Source organism: Desulfomonilaceae bacterium (assembly GCA_041662605.1).
Classification (GTDB): Bacteria; Desulfobacterota; Desulfomonilia; order Desulfomonilales; family Desulfomonilaceae; genus CAJBEZ01.
The window spans coordinates 139,706-161,212 of the sequence record JBAZSD010000006.1; the positions used below are offsets into that span (position 1 = coordinate 139,706).

General features: G+C 47.0%; 13 protein-coding genes. 8 read left to right on the forward strand and 5 right to left on the reverse strand.

Going from position 1 to position 21,507, the window contains the following annotated elements; genetic code table 11:
• Nucleotides 1-26 precede the first annotated feature (26 nt).
• Nucleotides 27-1,370, reverse strand: coding sequence for an endonuclease Q family protein (locus WC647_07235; protein ID MFA6222091.1), 1,344 nt, complete (start codon nt 1,368-1,370; stop codon nt 27-29).
• Nucleotides 1,371-1,810: 440 nt separating this feature from the next.
• Here WC647_07235 and WC647_07240 point away from each other — a divergent pair, with 440 nt between their 5' ends.
• Together WC647_07240 and WC647_07245 are read left to right on the forward strand one after the other, a co-directional pair.
• Nucleotides 1,811-2,086, forward strand: a complete 276-nt coding sequence (locus tag WC647_07240; protein ID MFA6222092.1) for an HU family DNA-binding protein — start codon at nt 1,811-1,813, stop codon at nt 2,084-2,086.
• 72 nt (nt 2,087-2,158) lie between these two features.
• Entirely contained in the window at nt 2,159-3,187 is a 1,029-nt protein-coding gene (locus WC647_07245; protein ID MFA6222093.1) for a hypothetical protein, read from the forward strand.
• 22 nt (nt 3,188-3,209) lie between these two features.
• Here the strand turns inward: WC647_07245 and WC647_07250 are convergent, their stop codons facing one another.
• The 3 genes from WC647_07250 to acs all read right to left on the reverse strand — a co-directional run bounded on the left by WC647_07250 (nt 3,210) and on the right by acs (nt 8,267).
• On the reverse strand, nt 3,210-4,979 hold the full coding sequence (locus WC647_07250; GenBank protein ID MFA6222094.1) for an AMP-binding protein: 1,770 nt from the start codon (nt 4,977-4,979) through the stop codon (nt 3,210-3,212).
• A 109-nt stretch (nt 4,980-5,088) separates the two neighbouring features.
• Complete coding sequence (locus tag WC647_07255) at nt 5,089-6,129, reverse strand: histone deacetylase (GenBank protein MFA6222095.1); 1,041 nt, start codon at nt 6,127-6,129, stop codon at nt 5,089-5,091.
• A 179-nt stretch (nt 6,130-6,308) separates the two neighbouring features.
• Nucleotides 6,309-8,267: an acetate--CoA ligase gene (acs, locus tag WC647_07260; GenBank protein MFA6222096.1), complete on the reverse strand. Its 1,959-nt coding sequence runs from the start codon at nt 8,265-8,267 to the stop codon at nt 6,309-6,311.
• Between the two features lie 471 nt (nt 8,268-8,738).
• On the opposite strand from acs, the gene WC647_07265 reads away from it, so the two are divergent.
• The 3 genes from WC647_07265 to WC647_07275 all read left to right on the forward strand — a co-directional run bounded on the left by WC647_07265 (nt 8,739) and on the right by WC647_07275 (nt 13,457).
• A complete protein-coding gene (locus WC647_07265) occupies nt 8,739-10,652 on the forward strand; it encodes a putative nucleotidyltransferase substrate binding domain-containing protein (protein MFA6222097.1) in 1,914 nt (637 codons plus the stop codon).
• A 56-nt stretch (nt 10,653-10,708) separates the two neighbouring features.
• On the forward strand, nt 10,709-12,640 hold the full coding sequence (locus WC647_07270; GenBank protein ID MFA6222098.1) for a DUF294 nucleotidyltransferase-like domain-containing protein: 1,932 nt from the start codon (nt 10,709-10,711) through the stop codon (nt 12,638-12,640).
• Nucleotides 12,641-12,728: 88 nt separating this feature from the next.
• Nucleotides 12,729-13,457 carry a 3'-5' exonuclease gene (locus WC647_07275; protein MFA6222099.1) on the forward strand — a complete coding sequence of 243 codons (729 nt, stop codon included), beginning with the start codon at nt 12,729-12,731 and terminating at the stop codon, nt 13,455-13,457.
• Here the strand turns inward: WC647_07275 and WC647_07280 are convergent.
• Nucleotides 13,445-15,337, reverse strand: a complete 1,893-nt coding sequence (locus WC647_07280; protein MFA6222100.1) for a propionyl-CoA synthetase — start codon at nt 15,335-15,337, stop codon at nt 13,445-13,447. The two genes, WC647_07275 and WC647_07280, sit on opposite strands and share 13 nt — an antisense overlap.
• A 1,308-nt stretch (nt 15,338-16,645) precedes the next feature.
• Between WC647_07280 and WC647_07285 the strand changes: the two genes are divergently transcribed.
• The 3 genes from WC647_07285 to WC647_07295 all read left to right on the forward strand — a co-directional run bounded on the left by WC647_07285 (nt 16,646) and on the right by WC647_07295 (nt 21,208).
• Nucleotides 16,646-16,960: a DUF485 domain-containing protein gene (locus WC647_07285; GenBank protein ID MFA6222101.1), complete on the forward strand. Its 315-nt coding sequence runs from the start codon at nt 16,646-16,648 to the stop codon at nt 16,958-16,960.
• A gap of 14 nt (nt 16,961-16,974) precedes the next feature.
• Nucleotides 16,975-18,891: a cation acetate symporter gene (locus WC647_07290; protein ID MFA6222102.1), complete on the forward strand. Its 1,917-nt coding sequence runs from the start codon at nt 16,975-16,977 to the stop codon at nt 18,889-18,891.
• A 499-nt stretch (nt 18,892-19,390) separates the two neighbouring features.
• Nucleotides 19,391-21,208: a sigma 54-interacting transcriptional regulator gene (locus tag WC647_07295; GenBank protein ID MFA6222103.1), complete on the forward strand. Its 1,818-nt coding sequence runs from the start codon at nt 19,391-19,393 to the stop codon at nt 21,206-21,208.
• Nucleotides 21,209-21,507: the final 299 nt, after the last annotated feature.

The following is a 21,507-nucleotide window of genomic DNA, read 5'->3' on the forward strand; positions in this document are numbered from 1 at the left end:
TTTTTATCAATCAAACTTGAGCTTGTTTATCGGAATTTGGACCTCTCCTCATCCTTAAATATTGAAACTCGACCATATTCTCCATCGAACCCGGCGTCCAGATTCACCCGCTCATTTCTGACTCTGTTCAAAGCTTCGACTACTATAGGCGGAGCCCCTTCCTTGATGATTTCCATGGGCAATGACCAGAGTATTTCGAGTTCAGGACCGAGTTTTGAAATCAACTTGGAGTGCAGATCCTTGGCTTTTTTTGCCTGAACGCCACAACCTAGACAATCGGCCACAATCTCTATTAATGGGAGCATTCTCCAATAATATCCAGCTTTAGACGGAATATGACCAGTAGATCTGTCGGCTAGCATATTTACTCTGTTCATAACTCCTACAGTTACAGAGTGTCCGCAGACTGGGCATTTGCCCCCGACCTGTTCTGTTTCTTCAGGACTCAAGCGAACGCCACATTTTCGATGACCGTCCATGTGATATTTGCCTTCTTCCGGAAAAAACTCGATTGTGCCGACGAAGCTTGGCGCGCCTGTTTTGATCGATTTGTTTTCCATTATAGACTGTCGTGGCCCAAGGAAGTTTTCGGTGTTTCTTGAACCATTCCCGCCTTTGCGCAACGCTTCCCTGATCGCCGGATATGATGGTTGGCCGGAGAAAATGTTCACTTCTCGACCAAGGCGGCTAGGAGAATGAGCGTCAGAGTTGGACACAAGCGTAAAGTCATCAAGCGACGAGACCCGGAAATTCATTTCTGGGTCCGACGACAGTCCTGTCTCAAGAGCAAGAACATGGTCTGTAAGATCTTCAAAACATTCTTTCATCGAATCAAAGCCGGATTTGGATCCCAAGACTGAGAACCAGGGGGTCCAAATATGCGCCGGCACTGCGAAAGACAAGTCCGAAACTTCCAGAGCCATCTCGAGCAAGTCCCGAGAATCCACCCCGAGTATTGGTCTGCCATCTGAATTCAGATTTCCTCTGGCTCCGAGATTTTTACAGAATCTGTCCATTGTATTCAGGTCAGGCATAAAGATAAGATTGTGAACCTTTCTGACCTTACCATTTTTTTTATAAATCGAACTGATTTCAACATTTAAGATGAAACGAACATCCTCGGGCCTGAAATCAAGAGAATCAATCAGGGGGGTCGGAATTGAATCCGCTTTTAACGCGAATAATCCGGGTTCACGCTCTTCGAGATTGCCATGTAACTCTCTGCGCCATTCGGGATGGGTGAAGTCTCCGGTAGCCACGACATGGATACCTTTTACCGCGGCCCACTGCGACAGACCCCTCAAGTCGCAATCTTTGGAGGTTGCGCGCGAATATTTGGAATGCACGTGAAGATCAGAGAAATATATCATGGATGTTCCTTAGTTTTTTCAGTATGTTACCACTATGGCACCAAGTTTTATAAAATTCCTGTTAAAAATCAATAATATAACAATATGGGTCAAATTATCTTGACTTTTTTGGATCAGAATTCTAAAAATTATTGTTATCTGTGCAGTTGGACACAAAACTATTTCTAGAAAATTCGCCTGTTTTTTTGATCCGGAGGAAGCTTTCGACCTTTTAGATCCAAACGGGTCTCTGTGACAGGGTTAGTTGGAATCTCGAAAAAAGCGTTACTAGTGTTGTTTCAGGAAAGGCTTTTGTCAAGGTCCTTATGTTGTTGAGGGGCAGAAAAAGCCTTCTATATTTAAACCGGGAAACACAATCAAGTTTGTTGATAAATCCGGTGTGATTTCAAGAAGGTATTTCAGGAACTGTTGTTCGTGATGAGGAAGAGGAGATTGCAATAATGAATAAGTCTGATCTCGTAAAGGCTTTAGCCAAAGAGACGGATCTCCCGATGAGGAAATCCGAAGAAATTGTGGACATGGTTTTTAACACCATGTCAGACGCTTTGGAACGCGGTGACAGAATCGAGATTAGAGGATTCGGCTCATTTGTTGTTAAGGAATATAAGGGGTATACGGGAAGGAATCCAAAAACCGGCGAGCAGATTGTGGTTCAGAACAAGAGCCTGCCATTTTTTAAGGCCGGCAAGGAACTCAAAGAAAACATCAACAAGTGATATTATTGGCAAAAAGCTTGTAACTCTGATAATAGGGGGAAAGGGGCCAACGACGTAACAAGAAGGTTCCTTTTGAAATTGACCAAGAAAATCTTGAGACAACGTGAGTCTATTTGCATCAGCCCATTACAGATATTCACGTTACTGGTTATCATCTTTACACTCATAATTGGAGTTACTGAATCTCCAGCCTGGATATCCGAACACGGAACAGGTCCTGGGGGATATGTATTTCCGCCCAATTTGGTCAAGGACGGGATTTCCTTTGCCAACACCCGAATTCCCATAGAACGCCCGGGAGTTCACGAGCGTATCATAGACCAACTGAATTATCTTCTAATGGATAGGCGAGCTTCCCTGGGGGAATGGTTTAATCGGCTGGTCCTTTATGGGCCCACACTCGTGGGGGCTCTCAAGAAAAACAATGTGCCCTCCGATTTCATCTACCTGTCTATGCTTCTCAGTGAGTTCGATCCCGACCACAAGACTAGATCCGGTGGACTCGGCTGGTGGGCGCTTGGCCCGTCCAGAGAAGGTTCTGGTAAAGATAATGTTCCATGGTTATCGACCCCTTACTGGGACGATCGACGTGATCCCGAGGTATCTACTCAGATTGCGTCCCAGATGTTCCAAAACATCCATAATAAAAACCCAAAGCGCGATTGGCTGCTCCTGATCGCCAGCTTCATCGATGGAAACGACAAACTTGAGCCTATCCTTAAGAAATCTCCAGGATTTGGTTTTTGGGATATCGTTACTCCTCCGTCCTCGGATTCATTGATCCCCAGGCTGGTCGCCCTTAAAATTATCCATCGTTACAGGAACTTCTACTGTGTAACGGTCACTCAGGATAAACCCCTCTCTTTTGACAATCTGGATCGCGTCAAGTTAGTCAAAGATTTTCCTTTGAGTAACCTAGCCAAATGGACTGGCCGAATTCCAAGGGACATATGGGGATTGAACCCAGGGGTCGACATATTGAGCGGTCTGTTGCCCAAAGCGGATAAACGAGCGCCTGATGGATTTCCCCTGAGGGTTCCACCAGGGACTGGGCTCAAGGTGAAGAATCAGCTCGAGTCTGAGGGGTATCTGTTGAAGTAGCTTTACTGCCACACAATAGAATTTATTCCCGGAGTTTCGATATGTCTCCGATTGGCAGGCCCAGTTCTCTGGCTAACAAAACTCTCCTCAACAAGCGACGTGAACTCAACATCGGAAAATCATGAATAATTTCAATCTCAAGCATTGGAATGTCAGCGCGCATGTTTGCTTTCACAAATTTCACAATCTCGTCCAAAAAATCCGGAGATGGCAAGTGAGAATTCTTCAATTTCAAAAACGCTTTAAAACATGGTTCGGAGCCCAAAGACTTCTTCGAAATTACGCCGGCTTCCCGGATTTCAGGATGCCGTAACAGAGTTCGCTCTATTTCGGGCGCACCCGTTAACAACTGGCCTATTTTTGTTAGATGGTCTACACGACCGAAATAATAGTAATAGCCATCTTCGTCTTTTAGAGCGAGATCGCCTGTCAAGAACCATCCGTCACGGTATCGCCCGTAGGCATGAGCGCTATCCGGGGCCATATCCAGGGCAAGGCTTGGGAAATCAGGTTTTAGAGCTAGCTGCCCCAATGTCAACATTGAAAGTGTCTCGCCCTGATCGTCCAGAATTGCTACCTGGACTCCTGGAACAGGCTTACCAATGGACCCGATCTTGATCTGTTCCGACGGAAAATTCGCGAGACAAATCATTCCGGCTTCATCCATCATCCAGACTTCATGAGGAGATCTCTTGAATTTTTCCCTAACCCATTGAAACAGCTCAGCGGTCAATGGCTCACCCGCTGTCAGAACATGTTTCAGTCCTGAAAAATCGTAACCTTTCAACAAATCGTCGCCGCCCGATTTCAAACTTTTCAGTTTCAGGCTATCCGTGAACCATACAGACACGCCCAATCGTTCCAGGGTCCAGTACCAGGTAGACGCGGCGAATGAATCACCTTGAATTACAGTGGCGCACCCGCACAGTAACGGCGCAAAGATTCCATATATAACACTCGCCACAGCTCCGGGGTCCGCGTCAGTCCACAACACACTATCCGGGCCAAGATCAAGAGCGAATTTCCCTGTAACGTACGCGCCAAGCATGTCCCGGTGGGCATGAGTTACCTGTCTAAGCTCGCTACAGGAATCCCAGACAAGGGTGTGATACAGAGGCTCATCTATTGAGACGCTCTGATTGTCAAATGTCGGTGACATATCAGACAAAACATCGCGCACGTATATTCCCGAGCCTTTTGATTCGATGTCCGGTTCGCCGGCGACAAACACTGTTTCCACCCCAACCAGGTCCTGATCGGAGAAGCGGTCCTCCAGATCGGCGTGTATCAGTATGGCCTTTGGTCTCAAAAGACTGATTGCGGAATGCAACCCCTCTATAGCGACGTTGGAACCAAGGTTACAAAATCCCGCTCCTATGCGCGCACAGGCGAGCGCCGCAAGGTACGCTTCAATGCAAGGCTTGGAACATATTAGAAGAGTGTCTCCAAGTTGGAATCCTTCATGAACAAGAAGATTGGCCATTCGCGATGACTCAATTTTCAACTCCGCGTATGATAGGCGCTGAACTTCCCCGGCATGTTCGAATATTAAGGACGTTCTATCGGCAGAACTGGGATCCGTTGCCCATCGGTCGACCGATTCCGAGACAATGTTTGAAAAGCCTGAACTATACCCTGGAAACAGATCTTGAGCATAAGACCAGGAAAAGCCCCTATAGACCTCGAAGTAAGACTTCAAGTTGGCTTGTGGATTTTCAGGTCTTAGCCTTGTCTTGATCATTTTTTTACTAAATAGTTTCCTGGAAGTTACTATGTTCAAAAGAGTTAACAAGGTTGCGCCGCCCGATTCCCGGCATTCAAAAGGACACGCCGGACCCGTTTCATCATTTTATATTTGTGAAAGTACGATTTACGTCAACATGGCAAATCAACATAAAACACTAATAGATCCATACTCGATGTTTTCGGTGAGCTTGCCTTAGCTTCTGCAGCATTTCTTCCGCTCTTTTTGTTGATCGAACAGGTATCCTGCCCCTTCTTCCCTTAAACGCCAGCATATCGAGAACTTCTCTAATTGAACCTGCCAGGGCTCTACTATCGTAACCACCCTCTAGAGAAAATAATAAAGGAACCCCGTTGCCGGCGTCCGACATTTGAAGAATAATTTGTGTCAGGTTGCGGTACGCTTTTTCAGTCAATCTTGTTCTTCCCAACGGATCTCTTTCATGAGCGTCAAAGCCTGCAGCCACCATTATAAATTGAGGTTTGAACTTCCTAACAATAGGGTTTAGAGCATTTCGGTAAACATGAACTATATCGTCATCACCAAGTTCTTTTGGAACAGGCACATTCACAGTGTAACCTTCGCCTGAATCAGCGCCGGTTTCATGCCAGTCTCCAGAATTTGGGTACCATCCCATGTAATGCGTGGAAAAATACAGCACCCTCCGATCACTATAAAAAAGTTCCTGTAGAGCGTTTCCGTGGTGGATGTCCCAATCAATGATCAGTATCCGGTCTAACCCGTACCGTTCAATCGCGTACTTTGCCGCGATTCCCAGGTTGTTAAAGACACAGAAACCTCCGGCCCTGTCATGTAACGCATGATGTCCAGGAGGCCTGACCAACGAAAAACAAACCCGGACTTCTTCGGCCATAAGAGCGTCTACGGCGGTAACGCAGGCTCCTGCAGCAAGCCATGCCGCCAGATATGACTTCGCGCTCACAAAAGTGTCGGAAGACAAAGGTGTGAAGTCTTTCTCCGCTGTGCTCATTATAAGGTCAATGTAGGATGGTGAATGCGCCAGTTGGAGTTGTTCAAGTGTCGCGAGCCTGGGTTCTATGTTGACTACACGATCAGCAAACTCCTTGTCCAGCATTCTATATACACTTCGCAAACGGCTCGGACTCTCTGGATGCACTAGTCCCGGCTTATGATCCAAATACCTTGCGTCACGAATTACACCAACTTTTAGAGTCAATGGGCCAGAGCCTTTGTATGGAGAAGAATAAATGTTCCCTGTATAAAATTTAGCCCTATTTCTGAGAATTTGGCAAGTGTTTTGGGCTTCCCTTTGGAAGAGGACCATTTGGGCCTATCCGACTCTCACGTTGAAAAGTCGGATAGGCCCGCAGTTGCTCTTACTAACACGAAAGCAAATTAGATCGTGACTCGGTCACGGACCAGTTGACCCACAATAGTGGGATCAGCAAGCGTGGTGGTGTCACCAAGCTCTTCGACGCTGCCCGCTGCTATCTTCTTAAGCAGACGCCGCATAATTTTCCCGCTTCTGGTCTTTGGCAAACCGTCGGCCCATTGTATGGCGTCTGGTGACGCAATGGGTCCGATCTGCGTTCTCACCAATTTTATCAGTTCTTTTTTCAATTCGTCGTTCTTTTCGACACCCGTGTTTACCGTAACGAACGCATAGATTCCCTGTCCCTTGATATCATGAGGGAAGCCAACTACAGCGGCCTCGGCGACCTTCGGATGAAGAACCAGAGCCGACTCCACCTCTGCGGTCCCGAGCCTGTGGCCCGATACGTTCAGCACGTCATCTATACGACCTGTAATCCAGTAGAATCCATCCTCGTCTTTCTTCGCTCCGTCTCCTGTAAAATACAGACCCGGCATACGGCTAAAGTAAGTATCGATGAAGCGGTCATGGTCACCATAGACTGTTCGAGCCATGCCTGGCCAAGGCCTTTTTATGAACAGAGCCCCTTCCTGATTGGGAACCTTGACCTCTTCCCCGGTCTCCGGATCCAGAATCACCGGTTCGACCCCAAAGAATGGGAATGAACAGGACCCTGGCTTGATCGGGCCAACGCCAGGCAGAGGGGTCATCATGTGACCACCGGTTTCGGTCTGCCACCAGGTGTCTACAATCGGGCACCAATCACGACCGACGTTATGGAAGTACCATCTCCAGGCCTCCGGGTTGATCGGTTCACCTACGGTTCCAAGGAGTTTTAATGAAGAAACGTCATGTTTTTTAACGTGAGAATCTCCTTCTTTGGCGAGCGAACGAATTACCGTGGGAGCCGTATAAAACTTATCTACTTTTCTCTTCTCGACGATTTCCCAGTAACGGTCAAAGCTGGGATAAGTCGGGATGCCTTCAAACATCACACTGGTATACCCATCAATTAACGGTCCATAAACAATGTAGGTGTGCCCGGTAATCCAGCCGATGTCCGCCGTGCACCAAAATGTCTCGTTTGGTTTAATATCAAAGGTAAGTTTGCACGTCATTGCGGCATAGAGCAGATAGCCGGCGTGGGTGTGGAGAACACCTTTCGGTTTACCCGTGCTTCCGCTTGTGTAAAGGATAAACAGAGGGTCTTCAGCGTCCATGGATTCAGGTTTGACATATGAGGGGAGCCCAGGGGCGGAAACCGCTTCATGCCACCAGACTTCCTTCTTTGGATCCAGTTTGAGATCCAGACCACATCGATTAAAGACTATAACCTTCTCTATACTGGGACATTGCAATAGGGCTTCATCAACAGTTTTTTTCAACTGAAGGACTTTTCCCCCACGAAATCCGCCATCACATGTGACAACAATTTTCGCGCCGCAGTCATGGATACGACTGGCTATTGATTCTGCGCTGAAACCTCCGAAGATGACACAATGCACAGCGCCTATCCTTGCGCAGGCCAGCATGGCTACGGACAACTCTACAATCATGGGGAGATAAATGATAACTCGATCGCCCTTTTTTACCCCATTAGCGAGGAGAGCGGCGGCAAATTTGTTTACGTCCTTGTACAGATCAAGGTACGTAACGGTTCTTGATTCAGCCGGATTATCTCCTTCCCAGTAATAGGCTACCCTGTTTTTCAGCGTATCTACATGCCGGTCCAATGAGTTGTAACAAGCGTTGAGCTTCCCACCTGCAAACCATTCAATGTTCGCTTTGTGGAAATCGTATTTGAGAACAGAATCCCACTCTTTGTCCCAGGTGAGATATTCCCTCGCCTGCTCGGCCCAAAAGTTGTCCACGTCGTCAAGTGACCTTCTGTACATGTCATTGTACTGATCCATCCCTTTAACGTAGGCCACTTCTTTGTATCCCTCAAGATGGACGTCATACCACTTTGGGGCATTCTCCATGATCAAATCCTCCTTTTTCAGATTAATCCTAGGTAGAGACTAGACAAACGTATTCCCCGTAATTCCCCTAAGGTTATCGCTTTCCCCCTTTCGTTAAATTTATAAAGAGCTTTTCTAGATTGCTACGTACCAAGCCACATATACAAAACTATGACCATAGGCCAAAAAAATTAACTAATCGCAGCTAAGACAGATCCGTCTGAGGCGCCGATGACCGTTAACCAAGCTGACGGCTACCGGAAGACCTGATTTTCCCCGAGCCACCTGGAACTACCGAGCGAACCTTATTGTCACGAAACCCTGTTTGGTCACGTATCTTATACGGACGGGATTGATGAATTGTCTGAAGTTGATATATATATTCTCTTGTTACAATGGGTAAGCCGGTATTGTCAAGTATGTTAAGCCCCATTAGAACCTGAGCGACATACGTCGTAGCGATTTCAAACACTTAACAACCAAGTAGACCATATGATCAAAAATTTGCCGGGATATTCGGTACCACCTAAAATAGCTGTCCAGTTCCTCGAGAGGTTCTCCCCGTTCAAGGAACTTGACTCAATTTCCATCGAACAACTGGCCAAAGAAGTTGAGGTTGAATTCTACCCCAAGGGGGCGGTCCTTTTCAGACAGCATTTGACTGAAGTCACACATTTTCATGTTATTCAGAAGGGAAGCGTGCAGGTTTTTGTTCGTAGCGAAAGTGAGAATCTTTCATTGAAAAATTTGGGAGGTGAAGGGGAAACCCTTGGCGCCTCCTGGCTAATTTCAGATGAAAAACCGGATGTGACAGTAGAAGCTTTAGAAGACACTTTTTGCTTCCTAATTCCCAAAGCGATCTTTCTAAAGTTCCTTTCAGAACAACCGTCTTTCGAACTTTTTTTTCGTGATGAATTTCAGCGCGATCGAATTTCACAGGCCTATTCTGAGACACGGATTGAGGGCATGCGCTCTATAGGCATGAAGCGTTACGATTATTTCAGCACCAGGGTTTCAGATATAATTCGTCCCAATTTTCATTTTGTAAATTCTAGCTCCAAAATTCAGGAAGCCGCTCGAACCATGGCCAAACTAAGGATAGGATCTTTGTTGGTCAGAGATAGTCCCACAAATATTCTTGGAATTATTACCAAAAAGGACTTGCGTACCAAAGTGGTGGCGGTAGGGCTTGATTACAACCATCCCGTATCTGAGATCATGTCGGCTCCGGTTCTGACAATTCCCGTTCAGGCCAGGTTATTTGAAGCCACCTTGCGAATGGTCAGAAGACAGATCAGTCATCTCCCGGCTGTAAAGGCCTCACAAGTGGTGGGAATCATCACGACTCACGACATTATGGTTCATCAGGCGGCTTCCCCCGTCATCCTTTTCAGGGAAATAAAATCCAGGCAAACTGCGGACGCCATGAACGAATTATCACGCAAGATTCCGGGAGTTGTTCGAAATCTGATTGAAGAAGGAGCAAGAGCCTACCATTGTACAAATGTTATCAGTCTGTTTCACGATCGGATATTTGTCAGGGCTCTGAAGTTGTTTTCTGAATCTCCTCGTTCGGTTCGGCCATTTTTCTTATTGCTGGGAAAGGCTGCCAGGATGGAACAGACGCTGCTTCCAACCTACGATTATGCGGTTATTTATCAAAACGGAATTGAGCAAAGTGACAAGAAAACATCAGATCATCTTCTTGAAAAAAGAACCTTACAACTTAATAACTTCTTTGAGAGTTGTTTTGGGGACAACCTGATTTTAAAAACCTCAGGGGCAAATCCTAGGTGGCGCAAACCCCTGGGAGTTTGGTCTACTTATATGGAGGAGTGGATATCAAATCCAATTCCTCCAGAAATAGCCGTCGCAAAAAAGTTTCTTGATATGCGCGCGGTAACGGGAGAAAACGCGACGACGCTATTATTGAAGCGTTTGTTTTTTAAAAGAATTTCATCTAGCAGGAGTTTCATGAAAAGTCTCGCGGAGGATTTCTTAAACGTAAAACCTCCCGTTTCCTTTTTGGGAAAGGCTATTGTGGAAGAAAACGGGGCGCAAACCCCGGGCCTTGATTTGGAAAATCGCGTCGGCAATCCTTTCTCGGATTTCGCGAGACTGATGTGCTTCAAAATCTCCGTTGAGTCAATCAACACTTTAGACCGATTCAAGGCGCTGTATGAGTCGGGAGCTATAAGTCACGGCATTTATTCCGAGGCTACAGAATTTTACGAATTTCAGACTCAGCTTGTGCTAATAAATCAGTTAAAAGACCTGGACGCTGACGTCACTCCTTCATATATTGTTGATCCATCAAGTCTGTCTGAACTGGAAAAGAGAACGCTAAAAGAAACTTTTTCTTTGCTTTTGCGGCTCCAGGCTATAGTTAAAAGAAAATTTCCATGAAATGGCTGTACGAATCCTTGGTTTGAACCGAATTTAATTTTTGAAAGGGACGATTCATGCCGCAAAAAAACGATTCGCACAAGGCAGATCCGGAAGCGGTTCTGGAATTTCTTAAAGTTGTGAGGCCATTCAATGAGCTGGAAGAGGAAATTCTTCAGAGAATATCCAGAAGAATGCGCCAGGATTTTTTTGAAGTCGGCTCTCCCATATTGGAACAAAACGTATCCGAACTCACAAGCCTCTTTCTAATCCAGAAAGGGGCCGTGAAGATAAGTCTTATTGATTCCGACAATCAATCTATTCTCCAGGACATCAGGGGTGAGGGCGGTCATTTCGGGGCCTTGTCCATTATCCGGGGAGTCAGATCTCTTTTCACCGTCGAGGCAATCGAGGACACATTCTGCTATCTACTGGAAAAGGAGATGTTTCTCGACCTTCTCAAGAAAAGTCCGTCGTTTGCAGGACATTTGTGGGAAAAGTTCTCCAGCGGTTTGGTTGACAGCGCTTATGAAGCATTGCGAAACCATAAGCTTGAACCAAGATCGGAGGAAGGACTAAGGCTTTTTTCTTCCACGGTAAAGGACATAATAAATCGCCCACTCGAAGTGGTGTCAGGTTCCGACACCATTCGGTTTGCGGCGGCGCGCATGACGGAAAGAGGAGTGGGCTCTGTTTTGGTCTCCGACGACAAAAACGAAATTGTAGGTATCGTAACGGACAATGATCTTAGATCAAAGGTAGTTTCTAATGGTTTAAGTTCCGAAGCGCCAGTTTTCCAGGCCATGTCGTCCCCTGTAAAATCCATACCTGCCGATACTCTATGCTTTGACGCCCTAATAATGATGATGAATATGGAAACACATCACCTTGCAGTCATTGATGGAAACCAGATCGTTGGTGTGGTGTCCTCACATGACATCATGGTGGATCAGGGAGTATCCCCAATATCGCTTTATAGGGAAATAGTCTCCCAAAACGAGATCGGGGGTCTTTATCCCCTGTCAGAAGCGACTCCCTTGATAGTGAGAAAACTCATAACAGAGGGAGCCAAAGCCAATGATGTGGCAAAAATGATCACTGCTCTCAATGACCACATAGTGAATAGAGCGCTCGTCCTTCTGGAGGCTGAACTTGGTCCTCCTCCATACCCGTACTGCTGGATGCTTATGGGGAGCGAGGGTAGACAGGAACAAACTTTTAAGACAGATCAGGACAACGCTCTCATATACGAGACCCCACCGGAAGATTGGGACCATGTAAAAGAAGGAAAATTGTATTTCAGGCGCTTCGGCAATCTCGCAATACAGCATCTTGAAGCCTGTGGCTACCCTTTGTGCAAAGGTGAGATAATGGCTTCCAACCCTAAATGGCGAAAGCCCTTCTCTGTCTGGAGGAACTATTTTGACAGGTGGATGAGCGCGCCGGAACCTCAGGCTGTTTTGCACGCGACGATATTTTTTGATTTCAGGTCGGGGCATGGAATGGCTGCTCTGCCCGAGAAGCTGAGAGATTATATCGTCATTCAGGCTCCGAACCGGGGGCTATTCCTGATGCATCTAGCCAGGGATTGCATGTCTACCCAAACCCCGTTGTCAATTTTTAGGAACTTTCTTGTTGAGAAAGACGGTGAGCACAAAGATCGGCTTGACATAAAAACCCGCGGCTTGACCCCTTTTGTAGACTTTGCGCGTATTATGGCTCTGCGCCACGGTCTGAGAGAAACTAACACCCTGGAAAGACTGACGGTCCTCGGCGAAGGTGGCCTTATCCCAGGTGAATTGTACGCGGAAGCCAGGGAAGCCTATGAGTTTCAAACACAGATCCGTTTGGTGCACCAGCTCCGTATGCTCGAATCCGGCCAACAACCGGACAACTATATTGATCCCGCGGAGTTGACGGACGTAGAGAAACAAACCTTAAAGGAAGCTTTCGGAGCAATCGGCAGGATGCAGGGATATGTGAAGACTGAGTTCAGAGTCCTGGAATAATTATTCAGGAAACATTGCTTGTTTATGATGATGTAAAATCCCCCTGATCAGCTTTCCTAGGCCAAGAGTGATTGTTGGGAACCACAATTTGAATCAGTGGCTAAAATGGCTTGGACTGTTTAGGCACGAGACCCTCAAAAAAAATCGTCAGTTCTTCTTTGATTTCAGCCGAAATCAGCCGATTGAAAATTACGACTTTGTAGTTTTTGACACTGAACTGACGGGACTAAAACCTCGTTCCGATGAAATTGTCTCGATTGGGGCGGTAAAAGTCCATAATTTAAGGGTTGCAATCGGCAAGAATTTCTTTTGTTACGCAAAGCCGAGCAAACCTCTGCCGAAAGACAGCACATTAATTCACAGAATTACTCCCAGCCAAATAGGTGGAGCGGGGTCGCTTCAGGAGTCTTTGCCCGACTTTATTGATTTTCTTTATGGAACTGTAGTCGTTGGGCATTTTGTAAACATTGATATTAGTTTCCTGAATCGAGCTACCAGAGCAGCATTAGGGGGAGTAATAAAAAATCCTTTGATTGACACTATGAAAATGGCCCGGTTTTATGAGGACTTTAGGCGGCGCAATTATTATGAGGCTCCAACATCCGGTTTCTCCTTCAATCTAAACCAGTTGGCAAAAAAATACGGTTTGCCGCTCTTTGAAAAGCATGACGCTTTGGAAGACGCTATGCAAACCGCTTATCTCTTCATCTTTCTAGTGAAAAGACTCAAAGGTATGGGTATTTCAACCCTTAGAGATTTATTAGTGGCTCAAGACAGAACCGGATTCTCTTCTGATCAAGACGCCTACACGGCGTAACCTATTCCTTTCAGGGCTGATCCTATTTCATCCAGCGTAGCCGGATCATCAATTGTAGATGGGACGGAGTAGGGCTCACTGTCCGCGATCTTCCTCATTGTTCCGCGCAGAACTTTGCCGGAACGGGTCTTCGGGAGACGATCCACAACTACCGCCTTCTTGAATGAGGCCACGGCTCCGATGTCCTTCCTGACCATCTGAACGACTTCCTCAATGATCTGGTCTTTGGGTTTCGTTACCCCTGCCTTGAGCACTACAAGTCCGACAGGAACCTGGCCTTTCAGGTTATCGGCCACTCCTACAACAGCGCATTCCGCCACATCCGGGTGACTGGCAAGGACCTCCTCCATTCCACCCGTTGAGAGTCTGTGACCAGCTACATTTATGACATCATCGATTCGGCCCATAACGAACACGTATCCGTCCTCATCAATATAACCCCCATCGCCGGTCAGATAGTAGCCAGGGAATGGGTTCATATATGATTCGACGAAACGTTTGTCATCATTCCAAAGTGTGGGTAGATTAGCAGGCGGTAATGGAAGTTTTACCGTGATTACCCCGTTTTGATTCGGCCCCAATTCTTCAGCGGTGGCTGGATCAAGAATTTTTATATTGTATCCAGGCATGGGCTTTGTAGCCGAACCGGCTTTTGTCGGGAACGACTCGAGACCCTTGAAATTGCCGGCAATGGCCCACGCTGTTTCCGTCTGCCACCAATGATCGATTACAGGACGGGACAGCAGATCCGTAGCCCAGAAATACGTGTCCGGATCGAGGCGTTCTCCAGCAAGAAAAAGAGTCTCAAAATTGGAGAGATCATGTTGTTTTAGAAATGCGCCCTTGGGATCTTCTCTTTTTATAGCTCTAATTGCGGTAGGAGCTGTGAACAAAGCCTTTACCTTGTGCTGGGAAATCACTCTCCAAAAAGCTCCCGGATCAGGAGTTCCGACAGGTTTCCCTTCATAAAGTATAGTGGTAGCGCCCATAAACAGTGGGGCATAGACTATGTATGAATGTCCTACAACCCAGCCTACATCGGACGCGGCCCAGTAAACTTCGCCCGGACTAATATTGTAAATGTGCTTCATGCTCCACATCAAGGCTACCGCGTGTCCGCCATTGTCACGCACAACACCCTTTGGTTTCCCGGTGGTGCCTGATGTGTACAAAATATATAGAGGATCGGTCGCTTCAACGGACACACAACCAACAGGCTGAGCCGACGCCTCTTTTTCGCTCCAGTCAAAATCTCTCGCCGGCTTGAGGTCCGCCGGCGCCATCGGTCTTTGATAGATCACACATTTGGTCGGCTTATGCAGCGCGATTTCAATGGCCTCGTCCAGCAAAGGCTTGTAGGGGATGACTCTCTTGACCTCAATTCCACAGGACGCTGACAGTATTACATCAGGTTTTGCGTCATCTATGCGGACAGCGAGTTCCTTGGGAGCAAATCCCCCAAACACGACTGAATGCACTGCGCCGATACGCGCGCAGGCGAGCATGGAAATCACCGCCTCAGGAATCATCGGCATGTAAATCAGAACGGTGTCACCCTTTTTGACCCCCAAATCGACCAGCAAACCTGCAACTTTCGCTACACGGCTCTGTAATTCTCCATATGAAATCTTCTGCAATGTGTCGGTGACAGGGCTGTCGTAAATTATAGCGTCCTGATCAGCCCTACCGCGTTGAACGTGGCGGTCAACAGCGTTAAAACAGGTGTTCAAAGCGCCGCCTTTGAACCATCGGTAGAAGGGAGGATTTGAACGGTCCAGAACAATGTCCCATTTCCTGTCCCAGTCGATGGCTTCGGCCGCTGTTCCCCAGAAGGTTTCAGGACTTTCCAGAGATTCCTTGTAAGCTTCCGCATAGGTCATGATGTACCCCCGAGACGCATTTATAGATTTCAATCCCTTTCGGATTTTGTAAATCAAGCTGTTGCTTCGAGAAGCGGCCCCCGCGTCTGATTGGTTTGAAAGAACCGGCGTATGAGTAAAAATCAGAATCAGGATTCTTAACGATCCAAGCCATACTATGTATAACGCCGTGTTGGCGTATAAAGCCGCTATGCGATGAGGATTCAATGATTACGTTTTTTGTTTGATTAGCGCAAGTGTTTTTTGGAAATTCTTCTGAGACTCGTTCTTCTATCTATATGATGTCTGTAACCACTCAAAATAATGGGATATTAATCGGACTCAAAAATTTGAGTTGACAGAGAGCCTAGAACCAAATTAACTTATGTCGCACTGACATCCTCACACGTCAGTTTCAAAATATAACCTAGCCGTTTGACAACTTGTTTGACCTCGACTGATTTTGACCGGGCATTTCCTGTTTCGCGTCGCCGAAACAAGACTTAATGAAGTTCGGTTAATCATAGACAACTGGTTCCTGTTTTTAGGCTGCAACCCTTTAACCACCGATTTGCCCTAGGAGCCGCTCAAGTGTGTCGACGACCGCCAATTGATCACGCCATTTGGAAACTATTTTGCGCTACGGGTCGCAGAATACGTTTCTTTGTTTTACAATTGATCCAGTCAATTAATTGTTACTTAATTTCAGTAGCTTCAGAACTCAGCCGTTATCGTATTAAAACGCGTGAAACTAAATTTTCGTCCATTTTAACGTCAAAGGTTCGAGATTTATTCTCAGCCATCCTTACAAGGACGCCCGGGGGGGTATTACCCGGAACCAAATCGACTATTCATGTCGTTAGTCTTGAATTCCTTCCTTTTTTGTCACTCTTCAGATCACCAGTGTCCACGATCCCAGATAAGTACAGGCAGCGTTTCTTATCGTACTCAGTAAATGTCAATGAGGCCCTGAAGGCTGCTCGCCCTTTAAGGCCCCACAGAAAAAATGGTTTTGAAAAACTTCCCATGAGTCTTCTTGATAGAAATCACTTTTTGGTGTTGATCAACGGGAGATCTCCACCGTAGGACGCAACAGCGGGCAAACACCTCTTTCATTGTTTTATCGTTTATTATTGCCTCTTCAGGACACAAACAACTTAGTTCTTTTTTAAATTAATTGGCTCAATGGCGTCTTCATTTAGTGGACGAGTTCTATCCCGCTAATCATGAGGACACCGCTGGCTGTTTTTTGACGAACGTCTGGCTAAAAGGGAAGTCTGAGGCTTCTCTGTCCTTTAATTCTTAGACAAGAGGAAGGAGAATTGTACCGTGGCGCAGCAACAAACAGATTGGGCGGCAATTGCGAGGAACCCCAAGTTCGCCGAATTGCACCGCAGAAAAACCAGCTTTCTCTTCGGGTGGTGGATCTTCTCTAACATTTATTATTTTCTTCTACCCATCGGCGCAGGCTCGGCGCAGGGCCTTTTCAGTGTTCAGTTAATCGGCCACATTAATTTCGGTTACTTATTCGCTCTTTCACAGTTCTTTGTGTCCTGGGGGATCGCGTTATATTACGCTTCGTGGGCCAGTCGTGTTTCGGACAGGTTAACCAACGAACTTCTTGATGAATTGAAACTGCGATAAGGAGGAGAGGCGCAATGAAGAAATTTTTCGTTATCATGTTAGCGGCTCTCGCCATGGGCGTCGCAATTTACTCTTTTTTGCCGGATACGAGCCTGGCCAGTCCTGAAAGCTTTATAGCTTCAGCAATCACAGCCCAGGCCCCTTCCGCTGAACCTCACAAGGTTAAGGCTAACAGGGCTATAACGATTACATTATTTGTCATAATCGTGGGCATCACTCTAGGGATAGTCGTTTGGGCCGCAAAACGGACCAAAACAACGGCGGATTTTTATGCGGCCCGTGGCGCTATCACCGGGACACAAAACGGGTGGGCCATCGCCGGTGACTACATGTCTGCGGCCTCGTTTCTCGGCATCGCAGGACTCATTTCGCTTTACGGGTATGATGGTTTTATGTACTCGGTAGGGTGGCTCGTCGCTTACGTCACGGTTTTGTTGATCGTGGCCGAGCCCTGCAGAAACGCCGGCAAGTTCACAATGGGTGACATCCTGTCTTTCAGATCGAACCCCAAACCGGTGAGGGCCGCAGCCGCCATATCAACAGTCGCTGTCTCGACCTTTTATCTCACGGCTCAGATGGTCGGAGCAGGCAAGCTCATTGAACTGCTCCTGGGTATACCTTTCAGGATAGCGATTTCGGGCGTAGGCGCACTGATGATTATTTACGTTGTTTTCGGCGGGATGATAGCGACAACGTGGGTTCAGATTATCAAAGCCGGTCTCTTGATGACCGGCGCATGCGTCCTTTGTCTTTTGGTTTTGGCTAAAGCTGGTTTCAACCCGATTCAGTTTTTTACCGACATAGCCACCAACACTCAAATTAAAAGCTGGGTTCAGATAAATCTTCTTAAAGAGGCGATACCTAAAGCCGGCTTTGATTACGGCCAGCGGTTCCTCGAACCGGGCCTACTCCTCAAGGACGTTTGGGATCAGATTTCACTTGGAATGGCGTTGGTGCTAGGGACAGCGGGGATGCCTCACATCCTTATGCGCTTTTTCACGGTGCCCACAGCCCAGGCTGCTAGAAAATCGGTCATCATCGCAATGTTTATAATTGGGGCATTCTATATCCTGACCACCTTGCTCGGTTTCGGCGCAGCCATAAATGTCAGCCCGCAGATCATCCACCAGGTAGACGCGGGCGGAAACATGGCGAACATGTTGCTAGCGCAGATGCTTGGAAATCAGATCGCTCCGTTCGCTGGAGATTTCCTGCTCGCGTTTCTGTGCGCGGTCGCGTTCGCAACGATTCTGGCCGTCGTTTCAGGGCTTGTCCTTGCGGCCTCCGCTGCTATTTCTCATGACATATATGTCAACATAATCAAAGACGGTCACGCTGACCAGCACGAACAGGTGAAAGCGGCCAGAATCACTTCCGTAATTGTCGGGGCTGTTGCTATAATAATCGCAATGTTGGCGGAGGGCCAGAACGTAGCGCATCTTGTCGCTCTGGCGTTTGCCGTCGCGTCCTCAGGGAACCTGCCGGTTGTGGTTCTTTCCCTTTTCTGGCGTAAGTTCAACACAGCAGGCATCGTGGCCGGTTTAATGGTCGGAACCGCAGTTTCGATCCTGCTCGTGCTAGTGTCCCCAAATATGCAGTATCCAAAGGCAATTGCGGCCGGCGCCCAAAAGATCTCGGTTGAACTGGAGAAAAAACAGGCTTCCGGAACTGCGTTAACCGACCAGGAGAAAACGATTCTCGCCAAAGCGAAAATCCAGTATGAAAGCAACAAAGACGGCACATCCATGATGGGTTTGGATAAGCCATTATACCCACTCAAGAATCCGGGAATAGTTTCAATCCCTATTGGCTTCCTTTCCGCTGTCCTTTTTGCCCTTTTATTCAGGAGCAAGAAGGAGGAAGACGCTTTTGACGAACTGTACGTTCGGCAGAACACAGGTATTGGGGTGGCTGACGTTTTGAAGCACTAACCTGATTCATCAGCCTCGACGATTTATCGGAGAGGCTGTTGATTCTTCTAAAGACAGGGGCCGAGCGTATCAGTTCCGGAATCATAGCGCCCCTAGCGTAAAGACGAGGGAAGATCTTATTTCCCTCGTCTTTTTTGTTGCGGCGATTTCCAATCTCAAACGCTCCAATTGGAAACTTTTTTAGCGAAACGTGAGCGGAATACATTTAATCCGATTCGGGTATGGGAGGACTGGAGGTAGTGTAAGGTTTTTATGACAATTGATTTCAGAATAAATTATCCGAGCATAGACATCATCGAACTGGACCTGGGTAAATAGATCTTGACTTCGAGGACTTAGATATCACAGAAATGTTATCACATGGGTGTATTGATAATCTGACACTATTTCATTATATGGCTTGTCTGCTAGATCGATACATGGTACACAACCTAGAGCTTAATCATAAGCCCGTTTCGTGAAAACCGGAAAATTAAAACAAATTGCCGGAGATCGACCGATGTCAAGACCAAAAAGCAAGGCGAATCCCAATATTCAGGCAAGTCAAGTCAATGGGAACGCATCGAGCCAAAGTAGGCTCAAAGAGACTTCCCTTCCTGATTCCATTTCCGAAACCCTTGCCCAAAACTGGTCAAGATTTGTCCAGGTCGTAGATATTCTTTTCGACGGGATACTCATTATCCAGGATGGTTTTATTACCAAGACAAACCAGGGATTCTTGTCCATGACCGGGTACAAGGCTGAGGAAATTATAGGCCTTAAAATCAGTAATCTCGATGGATGGAAAGAACTGGATTTGACTCTGGCCAAAGTCGTTTCGGAACAAATCGTGTCATTCGAAACAGTAGTTCCCAGAAAATACAGCCTGCCTGTGTCCGCCACTGTGCGAGCATTACGTGTATCTAACGGCGCTTCTTCAGTTCTTTTCGCTGTTATAGCGGGAATGACAGAAAACGAACCGGCCTCGGCAAACCTGCTCAGATCTGCTGAGCGATATCGTTCGCTTTTCGAATCAGTGCAGGACCTTATTTTCACGAAGGACAAAGACCTGAAATTTTCAGATGTGAATCCAGCCATGGGGAATACCTTCGGGCTTCCGCCCTCCGAGATAGTTGGATGTACTTCAGAACAAATTTACGGCCATGATGTTGGAACTCGGATTCGTGAATGGGATATGCGTGTCCTGTCCGGGGAAACGATCGAGGATGAACACGCCGTCGTAGTAAAGGGCGAGAGACTCATATTTCACGATATCCGGGTACCGATCAGGAACAGCTCCGGGAACATCGTAGGTGTGTGCGGAATTTGTCGAAACGTGACTGAACGACGTCCACCTGAGCCGAAATCAAGCATTTATTCATACGGTTACCGATCTGAGGCCATGAAGGACACGATGGAATTGGCGAGTCAGGCGGCGTCTAAAGACAGCATCGTCTTATTGCAGGGAGAAAGCGGGTCAGGAAAAGATCATTTGGCAAAATGGGTTCACGATCATTCGAAAAGATCCGGGAGCCGTTTCCTTACAATAAACTGCGCCACAGTGCCCCATGAATTAGCTGAGTCCGAGCTTTTCGGTCACGAATCAGGGGCCTTTACTGGAGCCGTAAGTCGAAAAAGGGGTTTGTTGGAGCTTGCCGAAGGTGGGACTTTGTTGCTCAATGAGATTGGCGAACTCTCTCCATCACTCCAATCTAAACTCCTTGTCTTTCTGGATACAAAGTCGTTTCACAGGCTTGGCGGTGAAAGAAACGTACGTGTCGACGCTCGAATAGTGGCCGCCACACACAGAGATCTGGAGGAGGAAGTCGCTGCAGGCCGCTTTTCCAAAGCGCTATTTTATCGACTCAACGTGTTCCCGATATTAGTGCCACCTCTCCGCAATCGTATTGAAGATATCCCTATGCTTTCTCGCGACCTCATCGCCAAGGTGGCCATGGAGATGAATTTGTCGGGAATCCCGAGACTGGATAGGGAGACTCTCAAGGAACTGACCCTTTATGATTGGCCTGGCAATGTTCGCGAACTAAGAAACGTGCTCGAGAAAGGGCTCATACTTTGGCAGAGTGGCCAATTGAAGCTCAATGTGCCATCGCCGGATCTGAAAACCAAAGAATGGTTTCTCCGTGTCGATTTGACCCCAGGCAAAAAATTAAGCGAATTAACAAAAGACGTAGTAAGGTCAATTTGTGTTGAAGCCATTAGACGCAACGGCGGTAACCGAAGCGCCGCCGCCAGGTCCATCGGAATATCTCGTGATTCGTTGTATAGACATCTTCGAAACGATAGTGAACGTGGCGAGCGCAATCACGGGAATTAAACGCCGCTGATATGACACTTGAAATTCCTAAATAATCGAAGTCATTATTTTGATCATCGTCTGTATGTCAGAGATTTAAGACAGCTTCCTCGATGTCACTATAGATCGTAATTTCGCGTCTCCCCAGACTATCCAATAACCTATCAATATACCAGAGCTTTTAATCGTGTTTCTCTCGCTGTTTCGACATGGCGCCCATCTTGCTCATTACCTACTGTTTAATTTGTGCCTGGCGTTTTTGTAACAACAGTAAATTGGTTTGATGTTGAATCTGTGTTGTAACTCCGCTCGCGGGGCGC